This is a genomic window from Caballeronia sp. SEWSISQ10-4 2 (genome assembly GCF_030464885.1).
In the GTDB taxonomy this organism is placed as follows: Bacteria; Pseudomonadota; Gammaproteobacteria; order Burkholderiales; family Burkholderiaceae; genus Caballeronia.
This window is the reverse complement of the sequence record NZ_JALPRJ010000049.1, coordinates 1-21,354: the sequence shown is the minus strand read 5'-3', so window position 1 is coordinate 21,354 and position 21,354 is coordinate 1. Positions and strand designations below refer to the sequence as shown.

General features: G+C 60.7%; 19 protein-coding genes. 7 read left to right on the top strand and 12 right to left on the bottom strand.

Going from position 1 to position 21,354, the window contains the following annotated elements:
- Positions 1 to 266 precede the first annotated feature (266 nt).
- Positions 267 to 1,796 carry a histidine ammonia-lyase gene (gene hutH / locus M0D69_RS28365; protein ID WP_301785179.1) on the top strand — a complete coding sequence of 510 codons (1,530 nt, stop codon included), beginning with the start codon at positions 267 to 269 and terminating at the stop codon, positions 1,794 to 1,796.
- 19 nt (positions 1,797 to 1,815) lie between these two features.
- Here hutH and hutC read toward each other — a convergent pair whose 3' ends face one another.
- The 5 genes from hutC to M0D69_RS28340 are packed head-to-tail and all read right to left on the bottom strand — an operon-like array spanning position 1,816 to position 5,721.
- A complete protein-coding gene (gene hutC / locus M0D69_RS28360; protein ID WP_122179250.1) occupies positions 1,816 to 2,577 on the bottom strand; it encodes a histidine utilization repressor in 762 nt (253 codons plus the stop codon).
- Between the two features lie 7 nt (positions 2,578 to 2,584).
- The gene (locus tag M0D69_RS28355; protein WP_301785178.1) at positions 2,585 to 3,472 is read right to left on the bottom strand and encodes an amino acid ABC transporter ATP-binding protein; all 888 of its coding nucleotides are present in this window, start codon (positions 3,470 to 3,472) and stop codon (positions 2,585 to 2,587) included.
- Between the two features lie 36 nt (positions 3,473 to 3,508).
- Positions 3,509 to 4,177: an amino acid ABC transporter permease gene (locus M0D69_RS28350; protein WP_301785177.1), complete on the bottom strand. Its 669-nt coding sequence runs from the start codon at positions 4,175 to 4,177 to the stop codon at positions 3,509 to 3,511.
- A gap of 12 nt (positions 4,178 to 4,189) precedes the next feature.
- Complete coding sequence (locus tag M0D69_RS28345) at positions 4,190 to 4,840, bottom strand: amino acid ABC transporter permease (protein ID WP_301785176.1); 651 nt, start codon at positions 4,838 to 4,840, stop codon at positions 4,190 to 4,192.
- Between the two features lie 53 nt (positions 4,841 to 4,893).
- Positions 4,894 to 5,721 carry a transporter substrate-binding domain-containing protein gene (locus M0D69_RS28340; protein ID WP_301785175.1) on the bottom strand — a complete coding sequence of 276 codons (828 nt, stop codon included), beginning with the start codon at positions 5,719 to 5,721 and terminating at the stop codon, positions 4,894 to 4,896.
- Between the two features lie 444 nt (positions 5,722 to 6,165).
- On the opposite strand from M0D69_RS28340, the gene M0D69_RS28335 reads away from it, so the two are divergent.
- From M0D69_RS28335 to hisC, 3 genes are read left to right on the top strand one after another with little or no spacing between them, the layout of a single operon-like run.
- Positions 6,166 to 7,137 carry an isopenicillin N synthase family oxygenase gene (locus M0D69_RS28335; protein WP_301785174.1) on the top strand — a complete coding sequence of 324 codons (972 nt, stop codon included), beginning with the start codon at positions 6,166 to 6,168 and terminating at the stop codon, positions 7,135 to 7,137.
- Positions 7,130 to 8,566 (top strand): FAD-binding oxidoreductase, encoded by a 1,437-nt coding sequence (locus M0D69_RS28330; protein ID WP_301785173.1) that lies wholly within the window; start codon positions 7,130 to 7,132, stop codon positions 8,564 to 8,566. Before M0D69_RS28335 ends, M0D69_RS28330 begins: the two co-directional genes overlap by 8 nt.
- Positions 8,563 to 9,687: a histidinol-phosphate transaminase gene (hisC, locus tag M0D69_RS28325; protein ID WP_301785172.1), complete on the top strand. Its 1,125-nt coding sequence runs from the start codon at positions 8,563 to 8,565 to the stop codon at positions 9,685 to 9,687. Before M0D69_RS28330 ends, hisC begins: the two co-directional genes overlap by 4 nt.
- Positions 9,688 to 9,732: 45 nt before the next feature.
- Here the strand turns inward: hisC and M0D69_RS28320 are convergent, their stop codons facing one another.
- Together M0D69_RS28320 and M0D69_RS28315 are read right to left on the bottom strand one after the other, a co-directional pair.
- Positions 9,733 to 11,274 carry an amino acid permease gene (locus M0D69_RS28320; protein ID WP_301785171.1) on the bottom strand — a complete coding sequence of 514 codons (1,542 nt, stop codon included), beginning with the start codon at positions 11,272 to 11,274 and terminating at the stop codon, positions 9,733 to 9,735.
- 73 nt (positions 11,275 to 11,347) lie between these two features.
- A complete protein-coding gene (locus tag M0D69_RS28315; RefSeq protein WP_301785170.1) occupies positions 11,348 to 12,133 on the bottom strand; it encodes an SDR family NAD(P)-dependent oxidoreductase in 786 nt (261 codons plus the stop codon).
- Positions 12,134 to 12,409: 276 nt separating this feature from the next.
- Here M0D69_RS28315 and M0D69_RS28310 point away from each other — a divergent pair, with 276 nt between their 5' ends.
- Together M0D69_RS28310 and M0D69_RS28305 are read left to right on the top strand one after the other, a co-directional pair.
- Positions 12,410 to 13,387 (top strand): helix-turn-helix domain-containing protein, encoded by a 978-nt coding sequence (locus M0D69_RS28310; RefSeq protein ID WP_301785169.1) that lies wholly within the window; start codon positions 12,410 to 12,412, stop codon positions 13,385 to 13,387.
- 82 nt (positions 13,388 to 13,469) lie between these two features.
- Entirely contained in the window at positions 13,470 to 14,546 is a 1,077-nt protein-coding gene (locus tag M0D69_RS28305; RefSeq protein ID WP_301785168.1) for an alpha/beta fold hydrolase, read from the top strand.
- Positions 14,547 to 14,575: 29 nt separating this feature from the next.
- Here M0D69_RS28305 and M0D69_RS28300 read toward each other — a convergent pair whose 3' ends face one another.
- The 5 genes from M0D69_RS28300 to M0D69_RS28280 all read right to left on the bottom strand — a co-directional run bounded on the left by M0D69_RS28300 (position 14,576) and on the right by M0D69_RS28280 (position 20,038).
- Positions 14,576 to 15,244 (bottom strand): RraA family protein, encoded by a 669-nt coding sequence (locus M0D69_RS28300; RefSeq protein ID WP_301785167.1) that lies wholly within the window; start codon positions 15,242 to 15,244, stop codon positions 14,576 to 14,578.
- Between the two features lie 14 nt (positions 15,245 to 15,258).
- Positions 15,259 to 16,281, bottom strand: a complete 1,023-nt coding sequence (locus M0D69_RS28295) for an amidohydrolase family protein (RefSeq protein WP_301785166.1) — start codon at positions 16,279 to 16,281, stop codon at positions 15,259 to 15,261.
- A 21-nt stretch (positions 16,282 to 16,302) separates the two neighbouring features.
- Positions 16,303 to 17,631 (bottom strand): MFS transporter, encoded by a 1,329-nt coding sequence (locus M0D69_RS28290; RefSeq protein ID WP_301785165.1) that lies wholly within the window; start codon positions 17,629 to 17,631, stop codon positions 16,303 to 16,305.
- A 470-nt stretch (positions 17,632 to 18,101) separates the two neighbouring features.
- Positions 18,102 to 19,016: a LysR family transcriptional regulator gene (locus tag M0D69_RS28285; RefSeq protein ID WP_301785164.1), complete on the bottom strand. Its 915-nt coding sequence runs from the start codon at positions 19,014 to 19,016 to the stop codon at positions 18,102 to 18,104.
- A gap of 248 nt (positions 19,017 to 19,264) precedes the next feature.
- On the bottom strand, positions 19,265 to 20,038 hold the full coding sequence (locus M0D69_RS28280; protein WP_122179237.1) for an IclR family transcriptional regulator C-terminal domain-containing protein: 774 nt from the start codon (positions 20,036 to 20,038) through the stop codon (positions 19,265 to 19,267).
- Positions 20,039 to 20,175: 137 nt separating this feature from the next.
- Between M0D69_RS28280 and M0D69_RS28275 the strand changes: the two genes are divergently transcribed.
- Positions 20,176 to 21,084, top strand: coding sequence for a shikimate dehydrogenase (locus M0D69_RS28275; RefSeq protein ID WP_301785163.1), 909 nt, complete (start codon positions 20,176 to 20,178; stop codon positions 21,082 to 21,084).
- Positions 21,085 to 21,354 lie beyond the last annotated feature (270 nt).

Sequence of the window (21,354 nt, the reverse complement as noted above, 5' to 3'; positions counted from 1 at the left end):
GAGGCGGTATAGACAGGGCTGGATTGTGGTTTCAGGTTTTACTGGAATGTCGGCGAATAAGGGTTAACCCAAATATATTGCACCTGTTAGCTAGATTTTTTCAAAGCGTTTGTACTTATCGGGTAAGACCATCGCAAACCGCTTTCAGCACCTTCCTCCATCCGCACCCCAAAAAACCTCTTGTATATACCGATTTTGTTGTCCTAGACTCGGGGTTATTCTCTTGTATAGACAAGATGGCGCCGAAGCCTAAAAAGGACGACCCGATGATCAAGCTCACCCCCGGCAAACTGACACTGCCCCAACTGCGCCGTATCGCGCGGGAACGCGTCCAGCTGGAACTGGACCCGGCGAGCCACGCCGCCATCGATGCCTGCGCGAAAGCGGTGGAGGACATCGCCGCGAAGGGGCTGCCGGCCTACGGCATCAACACGGGTTTCGGGCGGCTGGCGAACACGCATATTCCCGCCGATCAGCTTGAACTCCTGCAACGCAATCTCGTGTTGTCGCATGCGGTGGGAGTAGGTGAGCCAATGGCGCCGCCGGTCGTGCGTCTGCTGATGGCGCTGAAGCTGTCGAGTCTCGGGCGCGGCCACTCGGGCATTCGACGCGTTGTGATGGACGCGATGATCACGCTGTTCAACGCGGACATCTTGCCGGTAATCCCTGTGAAAGGCTCTGTTGGCGCATCGGGCGATCTCGCGCCGCTCGCGCATATGTCGACGGCGTTGCTGGGTATTGGTGAAGTGACGATCCGCGGTGAGCGCGCGAGTGCGCTGGAAGGCTTGCGCGTCGCCGGGCTCGAGCCCCTGACGTTGCAGGCCAAGGAAGGTCTCGCGCTGCTCAACGGCACGCAGGCTTCCACCGCGCTGGCGCTGTACAACATGTTCGCTATTGAAGACCTGTACCGCACGGCGCTGGTATCGGGCGCGCTCTCAGTCGATGCCGCGATGGGTTCCGTCGTTCCCTTCGACGCCCGCATCCATGCGTTGCGCGGCCACGCCGGACAGATCGATGCGGCCGCTGCCTATCGCACCTTGCTGGAAGGCTCGGGCATTAACATCTCGCATGCTGGTTGTGACAAGGTGCAAGACCCGTACAGCCTGCGATGCCAGCCGCAAGTGATGGGCGCGTGCCTCGACCAGATGCGTCATGCAGCCGGCGTCTTGCTGATCGAAGCGAATGCGGTATCGGATAACCCGCTGATCTTCCCGGACACTGGCGAAGTGCTTTCGGGCGGCAACTTCCACGCGGAACCCGTTGCGTTCGCCGCCGATAACCTCGCCCTTGCCGCCGCGGAAATTGGTGCGCTGGCGGAGCGCCGGATCGCGTTGCTGATCGACGCAACACTCTCCGGTTTGCCGCCGTTTCTCGTCCGCGATGGCGGCGTGAACTCGGGCTTCATGATTGCTCACGTGACGGCTGCGGCGCTTGCATCAGAGAACAAGACCTACGCGCATCCGGCGTCCGTCGATTCGTTGCCGACATCGGCGAATCAGGAAGATCACGTTTCGATGGCAACGTTCGCGGCTCGCAAGCTGGGGTATATCGCGGAGAACGTGGCGCATATTCTCGCTATCGAATTGCTCGCTGCCGCTCAAGGCGTAGACCTGCGCGCACCACATCAGACGAGTCCGCGTCTGCAGCCGGTCATGCAATCGATTCGCGCAGACGTCGAACATTACGCGCTCGATCATTACTTCGCTCCGGATATCGTGGCGATCGCGAAGCAGGTAACGAACGGGACAATCGCGGGGTTTTGCCCACTGCACTTCGAATCTGAAGGCGCGGTTTAAGCGCGCTTTGCAGTGGGGGTCAACTCTGCCGCTGCATGCTGTCGCCGCCGAACCGGCATCCCAGCCGATACCGCGTCCCAGGATGCACGAAGCGCGCGAACGTCACCGCGACATGGTTCGCCCAGGTCCGTCGCACGAGCGTCAGGCAAGGCTGGTCCGGACCGATCTCAAGCAGTCGCGCATCCGCACGCGAGGGCAGCACCGCGTCCACCACGTGCTCGACCTCGTGCGCCGGCACGGTGTTGAACAGATACTCCGATGGCCGCACCGTCGCGAAATCCTGCTCGAGAAAATGCGGCGCGACTTCGGGATTCACGTAACGGTCTTCAAGCTGCACCGGCACGCCATTCTCGCGATGCACACACACGACATGGAACACCGATGCTCCCGGCGCGAGGCCGAGTGCCGCGGAGACATCGCTGGCCGCCGCCTCGCGCGCGGCCAGCACGATCGCATAACTATACTCATGTCCGCGAGCGCGAATCTCGTCGCCTATATGCGCGATCATCAGCAGCGTGGACTGCGGTTTTTCTTCCGCGATAAACGTCCCTACGCCTGAAAAACGCGTCAATACGCCTTGCTCGGTGAGTTCACGCAACGCGCGGTTGATCGTCATGCGCGACACGCCGAGTTCGCCGACCAGCGTCATCTCTGAGGGGATTCGATCGCCAGGCCGCCACTCACCGGAGAGGATACGTGTGCGGATATGTTCCTTCACACGCTCGTAGCGCGCGAGCGGCGCGGCTGAAGATGCTGGGTTCGAAAGACCGTTTGTATTCATGTCTCGCTCAGGTTTCGTTAAGTCGCGCAGGTTCGGTGGCCGCCGGAACCGCGCTCGCTGGCGGCTCCTCGCGACGCGCCCAGAACGCGTTCCGGTCGAGATAGTTCTGCAGGAACTGTCGAAGCCTCGGTTGCTGTGCGTTGTGAAACACGTCCTCGGGCGATCCTTGCGCAGCGATCTTGCCATGATCGATGAACACGACCGTATCGGCGACCTGCGCGGCGAAACCCATTTCATGCGTGACGATGACCATCGTCATGCCGTCGTTCGCGAGGTTCTTCATGACCTGCAGCACTTCGCCGACCAGCTCCGGATCGAGCGCGGAGGTGGGTTCGTCGAAGAGCATGATGTGCGGTTCCATGGCCAGCGCGCGGGCGATCGCCACACGTTGCTGCTGGCCGCCGGACAGCCGAGCCGGATGATTGTCCGCGCGGTCGGCGAGGCCGACCTTGTCGAGCATGGCGAGTGCCCGCTTGCGGGCTTCGGCCTTGGGGAGTTTGCGTACGCGCACCAGCGCCTCGGCCACGTTTTCAACGGCCGTCATGTGCGGCCACAGATTGAACTGCTGGAACACCATGCCGACATTTCGCCGAACGCGGTTGATCTCGGCTTGCGGTGCACGCACGCGCTGGCCGTTGCGGTCGGTGACATAACCGATCAATTCGCCTTCAATATAGATCTCGCCTTCGCTGTATTCCTCGAGGAACGCGAGCGAGCGCAGCAAGGTGCTTTTCCCCGATCCCGACGGTCCGATGATGCACGTCACTTCCGACTTGCGCACGGCGAGCGAGACGTCGTCGAGGACTTTCAGCGCACCGAAATGCTTGCCGACATGCCGGGCATCGACAAGATATTCAGCCGGTGAAGGCGTGTTGCCAGAATTCGGTTTCTTCATGATTCCACGCTCAGGTTGATTGGGACCAAGGCACGTTCACCGCGTGAGGAAGCGGCCTACGCGAACCTCGACCCACTGTCCGGCTCGCGACGCCAGTTCCACTAGCACGAGATAACACACGCACAGCGCGAGCAGGGTCTCGACGAACGCAAAACGCTCCGAGCCGATACCCGTCAGCACAAACGTCAGTTCCGGCACGGTGACGACCGACAGCACCGCGGTTTCCTTGCTCAGCACAATAATCAGGTTGGTCAGCGCCGGCACGATGATCACCAGCATCTGCGGCAACTGTACCCGCATGATGACCTGCAGCCGCGTGAAGCCGAGACACTCGGCGGCTTCTATGTGACCGCGTGGCACCGATGTAAAGCCGGAGCGGAACGCTTCAGCAAAATAAGCGCTGCCATAAAGCCCCAGGCCGACGATGCCGGCCGTCAGCGGCTCAAGCGAAAGTCCAAGCGACGGGCCGCCGTAATACAGCACGAAAAGCTGCACGAGAAACGGCGTCCCGCGGAAGATCTCGATGTACGCGCGCAAGAAGCGGCGCACCCATGTGCCACAAAATATCTGCAGCAACGCGATGGCGAAACCAATCACCATGCCGATCATCACACCGCCGATCCATACGGCGATGGTCGTCGCAAAACCTTCGGCGAGCGCGGGGAGGGAGTCGGTAAGAACGGTGGGGTCGAATTGAACGGCCATGCTTATGCCTGCCTATGCTCGCGCCATGCGGCGTTCAGCGCGATGCCCGGCCAGCGACAACGCACCGTTGATGACCAGGTACACCAGCCCCGCGGCAACATACGCTTCCAGCGGCCGATACGTACTGGCGGCAATATTCTGCGCGGTGCGCGTGATGTCGGCGACACCGACCACCGAGATCAGCGACGACGCTTTCACCAGCATCACCATTTCATTGACGAGCGACGGTGTTGTCATGCGCAACGCCTGAGGCACTTGAATACGCAACACGGCATGCAGCCGCGACAAACCGAGCAATTGCGCTGCTTCGAGCTGCCCATGCGGAATGCCGATAAACCCGCCGCGCAGGATCTCGGCGAGATAAGCGGCTTCGCATAGCGATACCGCGGCCGCAGCAGCCACGAGCGGCGGCACGTTGATGCCGATGAACGGCAGGAAATAGTAGGTAAGCAGAAGCTGCACGAGCAGCGGCACGCCGCGAAAGAAGCCGACATACGCGCCCCCCAGCTTCGAGACGAAGGGGTTCTTCGAGAGCCGCGCGCTGCATACCGCGATCGCGACAACAAAACCGACCACCAGCCCGACGAGCGAAATCAGGACCGTGGCTTGCGCGGCCTTGATCAGGTAGGGAAGAGCATCCAGCAAGGCATGAAGGCTGAACATGGGCTGTCCGGCACGGAGCAAGGCGCCGGAGCGCCTTGCAGGGCATCAATGGTTCAATAGTTGGGCGTCGGCATGGTGGTGGGTGTGTCCATCGTCACGCCGAACCACTTCTTCTGCAGCGCGGCGAGACGGCCATCGCCATGCATCTTGACGATCGCCTGATTGATCGCGTCGATGAGCGGCTTGCTGTCCGCGTCTTTGCGGCCGAGGTAACCGAAATACACCTTGGTGCCGAACGGCGGCTGCACGACGGCGAACGTATCGGGACGCTGACGGGCCACATACGCAATGTTCGGCAGCGAATTGCCCACGGCGACAATCCGGCCGGCAGCGAGGTCCGCATAGGCCTGGTTGTTGTCGATGTACTCACGCACACTTGTCTTGCCCGGCAGCGTGGCAACGTACTGCTTCAACTGGTCGAGCTGCGCGGAACCCTTGCCGCCTCCGACTGCCTTGCCGGCGACGTCGGCGTTGGTCTTGATGCTCGCGTCGTTGGCGCGCTTGAGCAGCGCAACCGTGCCGTCTGCAATAGGCAGCGTGAAGTCATAACGCTCCATGCGTGCCTTGGTGATCGTGACCGGGCCGCTGACAATGTCGAACTTGCCGGCTTCGAGTCCGGGCAGCACGCTCGGCCACGGCAAGTCGATGGAGCGCACCGTTACGCCCAGGTCTTTCGAGAGCTCGGCGAAGAAGTCTTTGTTGAAACCTTGTTGCTGGCCGTTTTCCAGGAAGTCGAACGGTGCGAACTGCATCTCGGTTCCGACTACCAGTTCACCCGCTTTCTTGACCTTCGCGAGCTGGTCTTCGGCGTGAGCTGAAACCGCTGTCGCGACCAGCGCGGCCACGAGCAGACGACCCTTCCACTTCGAGAAAAAATTCATTGTTGGACTCCCCTGATTAAAAGTGCACCCGGCTTGGGCAAAGGTGCGCACCGGTGCGCCGACCTGCATGTGGTGCGCTTCAGTATATACCGTCAATTTGGGTTGCCAAGCGTGTCAAAAATACTTCGCGCCGCTAAATTTCAAGGCTGATGGTGTTCGCGAAAACGCCGGGTTGCATTCGCCTAATTGGCGGTATATACAGACACTTGAGCTGGATTTCGGCAGGCGTTCATGGCCTGTCCGCAGACGATTGCGGCTGAGTTGGGACGCTGGATTTCCGGTCGTGGCGGGTCCCGTGTATGTACAGCATGGCGGCGCGCAGTGAAACCATTTTGATTGTCGGCCGCGCGTCTTGCACCGGTCCGGCATGTTGCCCGTCGAATCGCGTGGAGGCTCGTTCGGGCCTTGCGGTATAGACGGTTATGGAACTTCGGAGCAACCTGGATGACCTCGACTTCTCACATCCCCGTCGTCGACCTGGCGGCCGTTCGTGCGTTGGATCCCGTTGGACTGCGCGAAGCCGCGGCCGCGATCCGCGACGCCTGCACGAGCATCGGATTCTTCTATGTCAGCCATCACGGCGTGCCGACTGATGTGCTCGAAGGCGCGGTGAAAGCTGCGCGTGAATTCTTTGCTTATCCGCCGGAGGTGAAGCGGCGTGCCGCGGTGAATCATCGGCATCGCGGTTTTAATGCGCTCGGCGACGCCGTCATGTATCAGGCCACCAAGCCTGACTACAAGGAATTTTTCAGCATCGGACTGGAGCTGCCGGAAGACGATCCCAGCGTGCTCGCGGGCGAGGCGTTGCGCGGTCCGAACAATTGGCCCGACTTCATGCCGTCGCTGCAACCGGCGCTGTATAGCTACTACGAAGCGATCGGCGCGTGCGGTGCGGATCTGTTGCGTGCGGTAGCGGTGAGCCTGGAAATCGATGAAACGTTTTTCGTGAGCAAATACACGAAGCGTATGCAGCGCACGCAGATGGTGTATTACCCGCCGCAAGCGCCCAAGTCGGATGCCGATCAATTCGGCGTCGCACCGCATACGGACTACGGGTGCATCACGCTGCTGTGGCAGGACAACGTGGGCGGTCTGCAGGTGAAGGAGCTTGCGACCGATAGCTGGATCGACGCGCCGCCTATTCCGGGAACGCTGGTCGTGAATGTCGGCGACTTGCTTGCCCGCTGGTCGAATGATCGTTTCCGCTCGACGCTGCATCGCGTGATCAATCGCTCCGGGCAGGAACGTTATTCGATCGCGACCTTCTACGATCCGACCTACGGCGCAAGCGTGGATCCGCGCGATCTCGGTCTTGCCGGTGCGCAGCCGCTGTATGAGCCGGTGGCAGCAGGTGACTACATTCTCGGGCGGATCAACGACTCGATGGGTTACAGAAAGAAACACGCGAATGGCTGAGCACACTGTGAAAGCCATTGTGCAAACGCTTATAGATGCACTCGGCGCGGAGTCAGTCCGTTGCGGCGACGCTATCGAACCACGTTATCTCGGTGACTGGAGTGGCCGTTCGCCGGTTGCACCCTTGACGGTCGTACTGCCGCGTTCGACCGACGAAGTCGCCACCGTGTTGCGCCTGTGTAATGAAGCGCGTCAGAGCGTTGTCCCGCAGGGCGGCATGACCGGGCTTGCGGGTGGTGCGATTCCGTCCGGCGCTGATATCTGCTTGTCGCTTGAACGGCTTGTCGGCATCGAAGAAATCGATCGTGCGGCGGCGACCATGACCGTGCTTGCCGGCACGACATTGCAAACCGTGCAGGAAGCCGCACAGGGAGCGGGCTTCGAATTCGCACTCGATCTCGGCGCGCGCGGCTCGTGCCAGATCGGCGGCAATCTCGCCACGAACGCCGGCGGCGTGCGCGTGCTGCAGTCCGGTACGGCCCGCGACCAGGTGCTTGGGCTCGAAGCCGTGCTCGCCGACGGCAGCGTGCTGAGCTCGATGAACAAGATGGTCAAGAACAACACGGGTTACGACTTGCGCAACCTGTTCATCGGTTCGGAGGGAACGCTCGGGGTCATCACGCGCGCGGTATTACGTCTGAAACCACGCCGCGCCGCACGCAATACCGCGCTGTGTGCGCTGAACGATTACGACGGCGCGGTCGCGTTGCTGCGCTCGCTGCAATCGACCTTCGGCGATGAAATCGGCGCGTTCGAAATCATGTGGCCGGAGTTCTACGACTTCGGTGTTTCGCTGACACGCTCGCGGCAATCGCCGCTCGGTCAGGCCTATCCGCTCTATGCGCTGATCGAACAGGCCGGTTTCTCCGACGATCACGGCGAGCGTTTTGCATCGGCACTCAATGTACAGCTTGACGCGGGCGTGGTGCTTGATGCGGTTGTTGCGCAGTCGCAGGCGGAGACCCAGGCGCTGTGGGCGATTCGCGAGGCGACGGCCGAGTTGCCGGTCAAGCTCGAGCCGATCAATTTCGATGTGAGCTTGCCGATAGGCGAGATCGGCCATTTCGTCGATGCTTGCCGCAAGGACTTCGCTGCACGCTGGCCGACGCATTACGGTTTGTACTTCGGCCATATCGGCGACTCGAATCTGCATGTCACGCTCGATGCACGTTCGATTCCCGGCGTGACGGTGGAAGAGGTCGACCTCGCGCTGTACGGCATGGTTCGTGACTACAGCGGATCGATATCGGCGGAACACGGCATTGGCGTGCTTAAACAACCGTTCCTGGGCTACTCGCGCAGCCCCGCTGAACTCGCCTGCATGCAGGCGATCAAACATGCTCTCGATCCGCACGGCATTCTCAACCCCGGCAAGGTGCTGCCTGCCGTGGTTGACGGAAGCGCTCGCAACGAACAAGGAACTCAATGAGCGTGACTGCTTTTATAGAAAACCTGCGTGCTGAAGTGCGCGGCCTGCCTGCGTACAACGCGGGCTTATCGGGGGAGTTCGTGCGGGCGCGCTATGGCGTTCCGCATGTCGCGAAGCTCGGCAGCAATGAAAATCCACGAGGTGCGAGCGCGGCCGTGCTTGCGCACCTTGCCGAGTTCACTACGGCTGGCACGCTTGCGCTTTATCCCGATCCGTCATGCGGCGCGTTGCGTTCGCTGATTGCGGAACGGCTCGCGGTCGATCCCGAGCAGATGTTGTTCGGCAACGGCTCTGAAGATTTGCTCGCCATTGCGGCGCACACGTTTCTCGCTCCCGGCGATGAAGTGATCACCGTGATCCCGTCGTTCGGTTTGCACATCATTTATCCGCAGAGTGTGGGCGCGGAGGTCGTTACGGTACCGATGCGCGCTGACTTCGAATTTGATGTCGATGCGCTGATCGCCGCCGTTTCACCGCGAACGCGGATGTTGATCATTAGTAATCCGAGTAATCCGGTTGGCTGTGCGATGGACGCTTCTGAGATGCGTCGGCTGTTGAACGCGGTGTCGCCCAGGACGCTTGTGTTGTGGGATGAGGCCTATTTCGAATACGCCGCCGATAAAGACGGTTACCCGGACAGTCTCGCGATACTGCGTGAGTCAGACTTGCCGTGGTTGTTGCTGCGCACCTTTTCGAAAGCCTATGGGCTGGCGGCGTTGCGGGTGGGATATGGCGTTGCATCGGCACCGGAACTAGCTGGTCTGATGAATCGCGTGCGCACGCCGTTCAACATCAACCAGATCGCACAGCAGGCGGCGGCCGTGGCGTTTAACGATCAGGCGCATGTCGCGGCTAGTGTGGAGACTGCTCGTGCGGGGCGCGAGTGGATGCGCACTGCGTTGATCCGGCTCGGAATAAATCCGGCGCGTTCGTGCGCGAATTTTCTGTTCTTCGATTGCCGCGAGGACGCCGCGAAGCTTGCTGGGCGGATGCTGGAGGATGGGGTGATCGTGAAGCCGTGGCGCGAGGCTGGTTATGAAACGTGCATGCGAGTCAGCGTTGGCAGCACGGGGGACAATGCTTTGTTTATCGAGTCGTTCGAGCGGCGACGGGGAAGGTGATTCGGTTGCGCCGGCAGAATCTTGTCCGCCGGCGCCAACGAACACTTACTCCACGTTCTCCTCCAACTGCGCTTCAAGCCCAACAATCTTCTCGCGCCGTTCCTTCGACAGATTGCCTATCGGCGGCCCGGCAAAACTCTTGCGTACGCCTGCGCCGTACCAGATCAGCATCAGCACCGCGAGCAAGCCGAGAATCACATAGATCACTTTCTGATTCGGCGGTTGTATGCCGACATAAGCAAGAATCAACGCGCCGATCACCGCCGCAACCGCAAACGGCTTCGACCACATTCCCAACTGAAACGGCCCTTTTTCAGTCCACGTCTTGCCTTCGGCAAAGATCCCTGCAGCCACAGGCATGGCATACGAGATGAACAGGAACACCGCGCTGCCCGCGCTCAATACCGAGAATGCATCGCCGTATAAGGTAATGACAATGGCCAGCACCGCCGATACCCAGATCGCAATCCCCGGCGTCCGGTGCGCATTGACCTTGCGCAGGAACTTCGATCCCGGCAGACCGCCATCGCGCGCAAACGCGAACATCATCCGCGATGTCGAGGTTATTGCGGCAAGGCCACAAACGTAGTTGATAAAAAACAGCAGCAACTCGATCACGATCCGCAATGGTCCCGGAATCGGCGCAAGGATCGCTTCGAAGAATCCCGTACCCTGCTTGATCGCTGCACCAATGTCCGGCATCACAAGCACGAACGAGCAGACCAGCACATAACCAAACAAGGTCGACCAGAGCACCGACTTGACGATCCCGCGCGGCACGTTGCGCGCTGCATCGTGAGTTTCCTCGGACGTGTGTGCGGACGCATCGAAACCGGTGATCGTATAAGCGGTCAGCAACAGGCCGGAGAGGAATGCCATCGCCATGGTTTGCGCGGGCCATTGGCCGCCATCGACGCCAGTGAAATTCGTGAAGGTCACGAGCCGCGAGAAGTCCACCTTGACCGGCGAATAGATCACCAGCGACGCCACCAGGATCACGGTCACGACGAAGATGAGATAGCCGGAGACATCGGTGATCTTGCTTGCGATCCGGATACCACGGTGATTCAGGAAAGCCTGCGACGCCGTGATCAAAGTAAGAAATACGGTCTGATGCCACCAGCCGAGCGACTCGGGCTTGACGCCCAACATCGGTGCGATCAGGGTGCGAAAGAACGGGTCCCATGTGCCGAAGTTGATGGCTGCGACCACGAACACGAGGCCCAATAGATTGAACCACGCGGTGAGCCAGCCCCAGGTTTTGCCACCCAGGATCGAGCTCCAGTGATAGAGCCCGCCGGCCGTCGGATAAGACGAGGCAATTTGCGCCATCGCGGCTGCGACCACCAGCGCGAAGACGGAGCCGAGCGGCCAGCCCAGTCCGATTGATGCGCCGCCGGCCGCGCTCAGCCCGAGCTGGAACGACGTGATTCCGCCGGACAGGATGCAGATGAGCGAGAACGATACGGCGAAATTCGAGAACGCCCCCATGCGGCGGGAGAGCTCCTGCGCATACCCCATTTTGTGCAGCAATGAGACGTCGCTATCCGCGCTTTCTGGCGGTGGAACTACCGTATTGATGTCCATGATGGTCGATCCTTGTGGCTGAAGCTGCTGGGTAGACGTTGGATGAAAGAAGTCGCGATCCGGGGTGGCTAACTCACGCGGCCGTAAAGCAGTTATCGACGTAGAGATGCGCGCCGTTGATGAAACTCGCGTCGTCGCTGGCCAGAAAGAGTGCCGCCTTGGCGACTTCCTCGGGCGCGCAAAGACGGCCCTGCTGAAGCGAGAGCGCCGCTTCGCTTGCATCGAAACCGTATTGCGCGAGCGCGGCGATTTCACGCTGTCCGTGCGGGGTATCGATGAAACCCGGGCACACCGCATTGCAGCGGATACCACGCTCGCGATACTCAACGGCAATGGCCCGCGCAAACATCGCGCACGCGCCCTTGGTCGTGCAATAAAGCACTTCGAGCGGGGTGGCCGCCGTCGACGAGATCGACGCCGTGCAGACAATTGATCCGCCACCGCCGGCGAGCATGTGCGGGAGCACGGCGCGTGTCATCGTGAACATGCTCTTGACGTTGACGTCCATGAGCCACTGGTAGTCGTCGTCGGTGGTATGGAGGAACGGTTTGACGACGATGCTGCCCGCATGATTGAACAGCACGTCGATCGTGCCGAAGCGCTCGGCGATCCGCGTCACCGCGGCGTTCACCTGGTCGGTCTTCGCGACATCCGTCTTGAAGAACTCAGCCACGCCGCCGTTCTCGCGGATCTGCGCGACGACTTGCATTCCGGCGTCGGCGTTGATATCGACGACTGCTACCTGCGCGCCTTCCTTGGCGAACAGCAGCGAGGCCGCGCCACCGCACCCGGTGGCCCCGCCCGACACGATCGCGATCTTGCCCGCGAGTTTTCCGCCAACAGACTCGGACTTGCCCATTCCTGACCTCTCGTTATTTATCCTTTTTTTAGGCTAGGCCCGACACAATTTGCGCACTATCCGAAATTGGCAATGGACTGGAATAGCGCCCGAAAAAACCGCAAATCGCGTCGTGCCAAGACCAAGGAGCCGGCCGGGCAGGGTTTTCAGCGATGGGCGTCCACACGCGCAGCGCTTACCGTGGCGCTCGGACAGCGGCTGGAATGGTCAGAATGACCGTCGGGGAATTTTGGTCGTTTACACTTTTTTGACGCTACCGTCCGCCAAGGAGTTTTTATGCAAGCGGTCCTTCCGGTGCGTCCGGCCGTCGATATTCATTGCTGCCGGAGCATTGACGAGCAGGCCCGGCTGCTCGAAAGCTGGAACCAGACCTACTGCCAGATCTCGCGGGGCGTTTTCGACGGATCGGTCAGTTCCGTGCGTGCGGGCGCGGTGCGCATACTCGTCGAACGCATGAACCGGATGGTGTATCAGCGCGGTTGCGTCGACCCGTCGAGGATCGCCGTCGGCATTCCGTTTCAACTCGAAGGGCACGCGCTGTTATGCGGGCAGGTGAGTCATCTCGACGGCCTGCATGTCTTCTCCGGGCCAGGCGGATTCGAGTTTCTGTCGCCCGATAAACACGTGGTCGTGAATCTCGAGATCGCGCCGCTCGAGCTGACCGACCCTCTGCTTCGCCTTGCAATGGACCGGGTCCAGCAGGCACTCGGTAACGAACCCGGTGTGCTCAATGCAGATCCCGGCCGGTTGCAGGCGTTCAGGAATACGCTGGCGAGGGTGCTGGACACGGTCACGTCCACACCCTCGATGCTCGCCGACGCAGGCGTGTGCGCAAGTTTTGAGCGGTCTGTGATCATGGGGCTATCCGAGTTGCTGCTCGATGTCGGCGAAGCGGATACACGGTCCGGACCGTCACGCAACTGGAAGCTGGTGGGCACTGTTCGCGAACTGGTGGAGGCGTCGGCGGATTGTCCGCTGTCGGTCGCTGAACTGTGTTTGCGGCTGGGTGTCAGCCGGCGCACGGTCCAGTACGCATTCGACGAAATCCTTGGCACGAATCCGGCGTCGTATCTGCGTGCGGTGCGGCTCGATCGCGTTCGCAAGGACCTGCTTCACGCCGGCTCGGTCACCGACGCGGCAACCCGCTGGGGTTTCTGGCACTTCGGTCATTTCTCCAACGATTATCGGGAGCAGTTTGGCGAATTGCCATCGGAGACGTTGCGGCGGTTGCGCAGCGGGGTAGGGCGCGCTTGAGGGCGCGTTCGTACCGAAATATGAAATAGCCGCTGAGGAACGGCCTAAACTAAAAGATCAGACCTCAACTTGCGAGGAGACAATGCGCTCCCTCCTGCTTGCGTTCGTATTGGCGTGGTTCGTTCCTTCCGCCGGCGCACAACAGCCGCCGTTATACGAACAATCCGGCGACTTCGTTGCAACCGGCTTCCACTTCGAAGACGGTTCCTCGCTGCCCCAGGTTACGCTCCATTACCTCACGCTCGGTATTCCCCATTGTGACGGTAAAGGACACTTCACCAACGTCGTCTTGCTGCTGCACGCCGCCACCGACACCGGCCGTGCATTCCTCACGGCCGCCATGCGCCGCGAGCTGTTTGGCCCCGGTCAGCCGCTCGATGCCAGCCGATATTTCATCATCATTCCGGACGGGCTCGGACGCGGGGGATCGAGCAAACCCAGCGACGGACTGCGCGCGAAGTTTCCCCAGTACGGCTACAACGATATCGTTCAAGCGCAGTACCTGCTAGTCACGCAAGGATTGGGCATCGACCATCTGCGCCTTGTGCTCGGGACGTCGATGGGCGGCATGCAGACGTGGGTGTGGGGCGAGCGGTATCCGGACATGATGGACGGCCTTATGCCGATCGCAAGCCAGCCGGTTGCGCTCAGCGGGCGCAACGGCTTCTGGCGGCAAATGATCATCGACGCTATCCGGCGCGACCCTGAGTGGAACGACGGCAACTATACACGTGAGCCCATTCAATGGTTGCGCACCATGCCGGTCTTTACGCTGATCACGAGGAACCCGGCACGCATGCAAGCGTTGTCGCCTACGCCCGGCACGGCCCGATGGTCCTATGACGTGGCCGTCTACAGTGGTCGCCAATACGATGCGAACGACGTGATGTACTGGTTCGAATCGTCGTGGGACTACAACCCTGAAGCCGCGCTCGGACAGATCAAGGCACCGCTTTTCGCCCTCAATTTCTCCGACGACTTGCTGAACCCGATCGATCTAGGCATCATGCAACGCCTGGTTCCGCGAGTGCCGCGGGGGCGCTTTGTCGAGATGCCGGAGAGCGAGAGTTCTTACGGCAACCAGACGATCGAGCATCCCGAGGTGTGGAAAAGTTATCTCGCCGATTTTCTCCAGACCTTGCCGCCGGAAGCGCATTGAGCGTGCGGCGGGGAAAAGGGCAAGATCGGTTAGCCGTCCATCATTTTCTTTTCCTGCGGACCGATCCATTCACGATCGAAGCGACCTTCTGCAATGGACCGCAACGCCGCCGCTTCCTTGTTCGCCTGCAGCTTCGCGCCTTCTATTACCCCCGCCACATCCTCGGGCGCTATCGCCAGGACACCGTCTTCGTCGCCTACGACGATGTCGCCGGGATGCACCACCATGCCGCCGACCGTGACCGGCACATTGACCTCGCCCGGACCGTTCTTGTAAGGACCGCGATGTGTCGCAGCGCGCGCATAGACCGGGAAATCGTGTGCGCGAATCGCGCCCACGTCGCGAATGGCACCGTCGATTACCAGGCCCTGCACGCCAAGGCTTTCGGCAAAGGTCGCCATGATTTCACCCATCAGCGCTTGCGTGACATCACCACCGCCGTCGATCACCAGCACGTCGCCGGGCCGGCAAAAATCGAATGCGCGATGAATGGCGAGGTTGTCACCGGGACGGGTACGCACGGTCACCGCCGTCCCGGCCATGGGCTTGGGCTTGTGATAAGGCAGGAGCCCCACCGTGCCGCTGACACGCGCCATGTTGTCGCTGAGCAGCGAGACGGCGAGGCCACGCAGTGTTTCCAGAATCTCGGGGCTTGCTTGGCGAGCGGACGCATGACGGCGCCATCCAGGTTGATTCATGACAATGATCTCCTTCAGGAAAACTGACGATTAAGCTGGTTCGACAAACGCCCGTACACGGCGCGCGCATTGTCTTCGTAGATGCGCTGGCGATCGGCCGGCGTGAGCCAGGAAATGGCGTCGATATAGCGGCGGGTATCGTCGTAGTAGTGACCGCTTTCGGGATCGATTCCCTGGACCGCGCCGATGGTCTCCGATGCAAACAGGATGTTCTCCACAGGGATCACTTTCGCCAGCAAGTCGGCGCCGGGCTGGTGGTATACGCAGGTATCGAAGAACACGTTCTTGAGCAGGTGATCTTTCAGCAGGGGTCGCTTCATGTCCTGAGCGAGCCCGCGATACCGCCCCCAGTGATAAGGAACGGCACCGCCGCCGTGGGGAATGATGAAACGCAAGTCCGGGAAGTCGGCGAACAAGTCCGCGGTCAGCAATTGCATGAACGCCGAGGTATCGCCATTGATGTAATGCGCGCCGGTCGCGTGGAAATTGGGGTTGCACGACGAGGACACGTGAATCATGGCCGGTACGTCGAGTTCCACCATCGTTTCATACAAGGGGTACCAGGAGCGATCGGTCAGCGGCGGTCCGGTCCAGTAGCCACCCGATGGGTCCGGATTGAGATTGCAGCCGATGAAACCGAGCTCTTCGACACAACGGCGCAACTCGGGAATGCAGTTGGCGGGCGCCACGCCGGGCGCTTGCGGCAACTGGCAGACACCCGCGAAGTTGCGCGGAAACATCTGGCATACGCGATGGATCAGGTCATTGCTCTCCTGTGACCAATGCGCGTTTGCGTTGGCGGTGGCCAGGTGATGGCCCATGCCGGCGGCGCGTGGCGAGAAGATCGTGAGATCGGTGCCGCGCTCGCGTTGAATGCGCAACTGCCCCGATTCGACGCTGTCGCGGATCTGCTCGTCCGTGATGACGGGACGCGGCGGAGGGGATGTGCCGTCTTTCAGCGCCGCTATCTGGGCGGCGCGCCAGGCTTCATGCTCGCGCGGGGAGGTCGTGTAGTGACCGTGGCAATCGATAATCATTGCAGGGTTCCAGATCAGGGCTCAGTGAAAGTTTCCGGCGTGGGAGTCACCGGCCGGCAGCGCGTCGATCTCCTCTTCCGAGGGGGTGACGCGCATGACCAGCGCAATGATGGTTGCCACCACCAGGAAGGCGGCGATAGTCAGGAGCGCGAGCTTGAAGTTGCCCGTGGCATTGCGGACGAGCCCGATGCTCCAGGGACCGACCAGGCCACCGAACTGGGCGACGGTGTTGATGAGAGCGATCGTCGCGGCACCGGCAGCGCCGGTTCTGAACGAGGAAGCGAGGCTCCAGAAAAGCGGATTGCCCGCGTAGATGAAAAGCCCGGTCACGCACAGGAGCGCATACGCGATCACCGGGTTCGGCGCATAAGCGCTGCCCGCGATAGCGAGTGCGCTCATCCCGTACACGAATGCGAGATGTTTCTTCCGGTCGCCGGTCCGGTCGGAACTGCGGCTGATCAGCAGCGTGCCGAGAACACCCAGGAGCGGCGGGGCGGCGGACAGGAAACCCACTTCGAGGTTGCTCAGGTTGCCCAGGCTCTTGACGATCTGCGGCAACCACAAGAACAGGCCGTAGATGCCCACGAGCGCGCAGCCGAACAAACACGCGAGGCTCCATACGCGGATGTCGCTGGCCACGCGCAACATCGAAAAATGCTTGTCGGCGCCAAGGGCCTCGCGTTCCTTCGTCAGGGTAGTCTCGAGCCATGCCTTTTGTGCATCGGTCAGCCACGCGGCGTCGGCGGGACGCTCTGTCATCAGGCGCAGCGTGAGCACGCCCAGGAGCATCGCCGGGACGCCCTCCAGGATGAACATCCACTGCCAACCCTGCAGGCCGAGCGGTCCATTCGCGTAGGTCATGAGCGCGGTCGAAATGGGACCGCCGAGTACCGCGGAGAACGATCCGGCAATGATGTAGCCACCCACCGCCCGCGCCCGGTAGCGCACCGGGAACCACTTCGTCAGATACACCGCCACGCCTGGAAGAAAACCCGCCTCCATGACACCCAGCAGGAAGCGCAACACATAGAAGCTCGACTCGTTGAACACGAAGGCTGTCGCGGCGGCAACGGCTCCCCAGGTCAGCAGGATGCGCGCGATCCAGCGCCGCGCGCCAACGCGATGAAGGAGCAGGTTGCTGGGCACTTCGAGCAACATGTAGCCGAAGAAGAAAATGCTTCCGGCGAAGCCGAACACGGCTGGGCTGAAGCCAAGCTGCTTGTTCATGTCGAGCGCGGCAAACCCGATGTTTATTCGATCAAGATAGTTGAAGAACATCATGGCGAAGAGCAACGGCATGAGGCGGCCGTAGACTCGGCGCATGGTCGCGGTTTCGATTGGATCGATCATCAATGTCTCCTCTTGTAAAGCGTCCGTAGGTCGGACGTCGTTCCGGCTTGTCTTGCTTTGCAGGATGAATCGAATGCCCGCTCATCGCCCGCTCGCAGGCTGCCATCGGCATGGCCGGTTTTCAATGGGATATGCGGGCGGGCATGCTGCGTTATTCAGGAATTTGTAAGCATCGCTAAGGGTTGCTGCCAGTTGCATCCAGAGAGCGACGGGAATATGGCGAACCAAGGGCCGGATAAGCGATGCCCCGGCAGCGAACCGAAAGTCGGCAGTAGTAGAAAACCCTAATCCCGGTGCCGGATGGCCGGGACTTACCGTTGAATGTCAGCGCGGAGGATGAACGCGGTAAAAAAGCCAGAACCCATCTGGCATGACTTGCACCTGCACGCGACTCGTTCTGGATGAGTCATGTTACGAACCGGCATGTCGTACGTCCAAGACCGTCTTTTTATCTTTTTATAATAATTTTCTTATAGTTCCAGGGTATCTGGCGGCAAGTCTTTCGCGATGGGTGACAAACACGTAAGGAAGGCTTGCAGATGGGGCGAACTGTCGTCGCTGCGAAAGCTTGCCGCAAGCGTCGTGGTCTGCGACGCCAACGGTCCGCTCAGGCGGCGGTACACCACGTCCGAGCGCCCGTGCCGCGCCACTGATTCGCCAACGAACGTCACGCCCAATCCCGCAGCAACCAACGCGATGGCCGTCTGGATCTCATAAGCCTGGTGCGCGATGTGCGGCGTAATGCCTGCATTGCGATACAACGATTCGACGAAGCGCGAGAATTGCGCATTCGGATGCTTCGGGTAAAGCACGAGGGGCGTGTCGGCAAGCTGCGTGATGCGTATCTTCTTCTCGCCTGCGAGCGGGTGGTCAGGCGGGAGAACGGCCATCACGCGTTCGCGCAGCAGCGGCAGCGTGGTACAGCCTACTATGGCCGGAACCTGCCGCCCGATGCCGATGTGAATGCGCGTCTCGTGCAGCGCATCGGCTTGCTCTTCGGTGAGCATTTCGAAGAGCTTCAGTTCGACCTTGGGGTAAGCCCGATGAAACGACTTGAGCGCGGGGGGCAGCACGCTATACATCGCTGAGCGGGTGAAACCGATACCGAGCCAGCCACGCATGCCAAGACCGATCTCGCGGGTGCCAAGCGCGGCCTGATCGAAAGAGGCGAGAATCTGGCGGGCCTCGATGCAAAGATAGCTGCCGGCCTCGGTGAGTCGCAGAGGGCGGCTCCCACGGTCCACGAGTTGCGTGCCAAGCCGTTCCTCCAATGCGCGGATCTGCTGGCTCAAGGCGGGCTGCGCAACATGCAGCCGCTCCGCTGCGCGGCTGAAGTTGAGTTCTTCCGCGAGGACGACAAACGCGTGCAAGTGTCGGAGGTTCATGGTGGCGTGAATGACAGGCGAGGCAACGTACAAACCAAGAATGCGTCTAAAGGCAAGAGCGGTGTCACGAAACCTGCAGAGGTTATGAAAAGACGCGCAGACGATACGTAGTTTGGCGCTTTGTCGCGTGTGTCAGGCTTTCGATGGTGCTGGCATCGACGCGCGTGAAAACCATCCGGGATTAACGTCGCCTGGCCGCTGGAGGAACCCTTGGGAGGCTACCGCGGCGCATGCCGAAAACGCCAGTCCTAAAGCACATTCAGCATGGCCAATGCAGTTTCCTGCAAGTGATGCACGACCCGATTAATAGCCGCTTCCGTCGTTTCCTTGCCCATCGGCATGTTCGTGCTGAGCGCCGCGACGACCTCGCCATGCCGGTCCTTCATCGGCACCGCAATACCCCGCACGCCCACTTGCAACTGCTGTTCGATGACCGCGAAACCATCGGCCCGGGCTTGTCGGATCTTCTCTTGCAGACGTACTTTGTTCGTCAACGTATGAGGGGTGAACGGTGTCAATACAGTCGTGTTCAACCACTCATGAACCGCTTCTTCGTCGGGCTTGTACGCGAGCAAGACGACCCCGGGCGACGTAAGCGGCGCTGGCACCCGGGCGCCCAGCACGAACCCCGTCGTCATGACTCGCGAAGTCCCATTGCGCGCGATAAAAACCAGCTCCCATTCATCAAGCACGCTGATATAAACCGACTCGTTGAGCGTCGCGCTCAGTTGCTGCAAATACGGCTGAACCAGTTTCGGCAACCGCGCGGAATCGAAATACGACCAGCCCACCCGCAGCACGCGCGGTGTCAGTCCGAACAACTTGCCATCGCTCTCGACATAACCAAGACTCTCAAGCGTCAGCAGATGCCGACGCGCCGCCGTCCGCGTCATGCCCGTGCGGGCAGCGGCTTGCGTCGGTGTCATCCGGGCATGTTCGCTGTCGAAGGCCTCAAGCACCGCGAGCCCTTTCTCAAGCCCCGCGATCCAGTCGCGCTTGTCCAAAGGCGGTCGTTTGGTCATAAGCAATAACCCTCATTTCGTGCGATCAATGATGATGTGTGAGCGATTATCGCTCACTTGCCGGAAACATTCCTTCGTATCAACCGGGCCAATCCTTATCCTTTATTCCACTGGCTTAGTGAGCGAATGGAGACATCATGAGAATCACCGGTACGACCCGGGTGTTTTATTGCATCGCTGATCCAGTGGATCAGGTGCGTGCGCCGGAGGTCTTCAACGAGGTGTTTTCGCGGCATGAAGTCGATGCCGTGATGGTGCCTTTGCGAGTCACGGCGGCACATCTCACGGCAACGCTGCGTAGTCTTCTCGCCTCGCCGACCGTAGGTGGCGTGTCGCTGTCCATCCCGCACAAAGCGGCTGCTGCGGCAACCGTGGACCGCTGTTCAGCGGCTGCGCTGGCCGCGAATGCGATCAATGCCGTCAGGCGTAATGCGGGCGGCGAGCTCGAAGGAGATTTGTTCGACGGCGCGGGTTTTATCCGCTCGCTGGATCGCGCAGGACTGGCTTACGCGGGCAAGAGGATCCTCATGCTGGGCGCAGGCGGCGCTGCGTCGGCGGTGGCGACTGCGCTGGCGGGGGCGGGTGTTGCCGAGCTCGCGCTCTTCGACCCGGACTTCTCCAAGGCGCAGCATCTCGCTCGCGTGCTGAGGCGCGATTTCGGCATCGCCGCGAGCGATGTGCCAACCAACGACCCGCAGGGTTACGACGTGATCGTCAATGCATCGCCGCTCGGTTTGAAGGAGAGCGATCCGATTCCTGTCGATGTCGGCGCGATTCGCGAGCATGCGGTCGTGTGCGACATCCTGATGAAGAACCAGCCCACGCCGCTGTTGCGTGCGGCCCGCGCGCGGGGCTTGGTAGCGGAACCCGGTTTCGACATGCTCATCCAGCAAACGCCGCTTTACCTTGAGTTCTTCGGTTACCCGGAGCTCGCGCGATCAGTGCGTTCGGACGATACCTATCTGCTTGACCTGATCACGCCGGCCGCGATGCAGCGTCGTCGGGAGGTAGTTGTTTGCCCGCAAAACATTGGTTTCATGACTTAGAATTTGTTGCGAAATTGATTAAAAGGGCCGCTGACTTTATCTTACGGTGGTTTCGTTCGCACTCGGTCGGGGTTGATGCCGGGTTGCTGCTTTCGGCCTTCGCGGTCTGCGTGAGTCGGATTTTCTCTTTATCACTATTAGCCACTGTGCGTGGCGGCACTTCATTTTTTCCAACACAACGGCGAAAAAGAAACAAAAGCAAAGAAAACGCTTTCCAACAATCAGCAAGTTAGTGTCCCTAGCGTGCAGGCCCCAGTTTTTGGCACCTGA

Coding starts and splice junctions, on each gene's coding strand:
- hutH (WP_301785179.1), top strand. CDS start 267: ATGATCAAGCTCACCCCCGGCAAACTGACACTGCCCCAACTGCGCCGT.
- hutC (WP_122179250.1), bottom strand. CDS start 2,577: ATGAATACAAACGGTCTTTCGAACCCAGCATCTTCAGCCGCGCCGCTC.
- M0D69_RS28355 (WP_301785178.1), bottom strand. CDS start 3,472: ATGAAGAAACCGAATTCTGGCAACACGCCTTCACCGGCTGAATATCTT.
- M0D69_RS28350 (WP_301785177.1), bottom strand. CDS start 4,177: ATGGCCGTTCAATTCGACCCCACCGTTCTTACCGACTCCCTCCCCGCG.
- M0D69_RS28345 (WP_301785176.1), bottom strand. CDS start 4,840: ATGTTCAGCCTTCATGCCTTGCTGGATGCTCTTCCCTACCTGATCAAG.
- M0D69_RS28340 (WP_301785175.1), bottom strand. CDS start 5,721: ATGAATTTTTTCTCGAAGTGGAAGGGTCGTCTGCTCGTGGCCGCGCTG.
- M0D69_RS28335 (WP_301785174.1), top strand. CDS start 6,166: ATGACCTCGACTTCTCACATCCCCGTCGTCGACCTGGCGGCCGTTCGT.
- M0D69_RS28330 (WP_301785173.1), top strand. CDS start 7,130: ATGGCTGAGCACACTGTGAAAGCCATTGTGCAAACGCTTATAGATGCA.
- hisC (WP_301785172.1), top strand. CDS start 8,563: ATGAGCGTGACTGCTTTTATAGAAAACCTGCGTGCTGAAGTGCGCGGC.
- M0D69_RS28320 (WP_301785171.1), bottom strand. CDS start 11,274: ATGGACATCAATACGGTAGTTCCACCGCCAGAAAGCGCGGATAGCGAC.
- M0D69_RS28315 (WP_301785170.1), bottom strand. CDS start 12,133: ATGGGCAAGTCCGAGTCTGTTGGCGGAAAACTCGCGGGCAAGATCGCG.
- M0D69_RS28310 (WP_301785169.1), top strand. CDS start 12,410: ATGCAAGCGGTCCTTCCGGTGCGTCCGGCCGTCGATATTCATTGCTGC.
- M0D69_RS28305 (WP_301785168.1), top strand. CDS start 13,470: ATGCGCTCCCTCCTGCTTGCGTTCGTATTGGCGTGGTTCGTTCCTTCC.
- M0D69_RS28300 (WP_301785167.1), bottom strand. CDS start 15,244: ATGAATCAACCTGGATGGCGCCGTCATGCGTCCGCTCGCCAAGCAAGC.
- M0D69_RS28295 (WP_301785166.1), bottom strand. CDS start 16,281: ATGATTATCGATTGCCACGGTCACTACACGACCTCCCCGCGCGAGCAT.
- M0D69_RS28290 (WP_301785165.1), bottom strand. CDS start 17,631: ATGATCGATCCAATCGAAACCGCGACCATGCGCCGAGTCTACGGCCGC.
- M0D69_RS28285 (WP_301785164.1), bottom strand. CDS start 19,016: ATGAACCTCCGACACTTGCACGCGTTTGTCGTCCTCGCGGAAGAACTC.
- M0D69_RS28280 (WP_122179237.1), bottom strand. CDS start 20,038: ATGACCAAACGACCGCCTTTGGACAAGCGCGACTGGATCGCGGGGCTT.
- M0D69_RS28275 (WP_301785163.1), top strand. CDS start 20,176: ATGAGAATCACCGGTACGACCCGGGTGTTTTATTGCATCGCTGATCCA.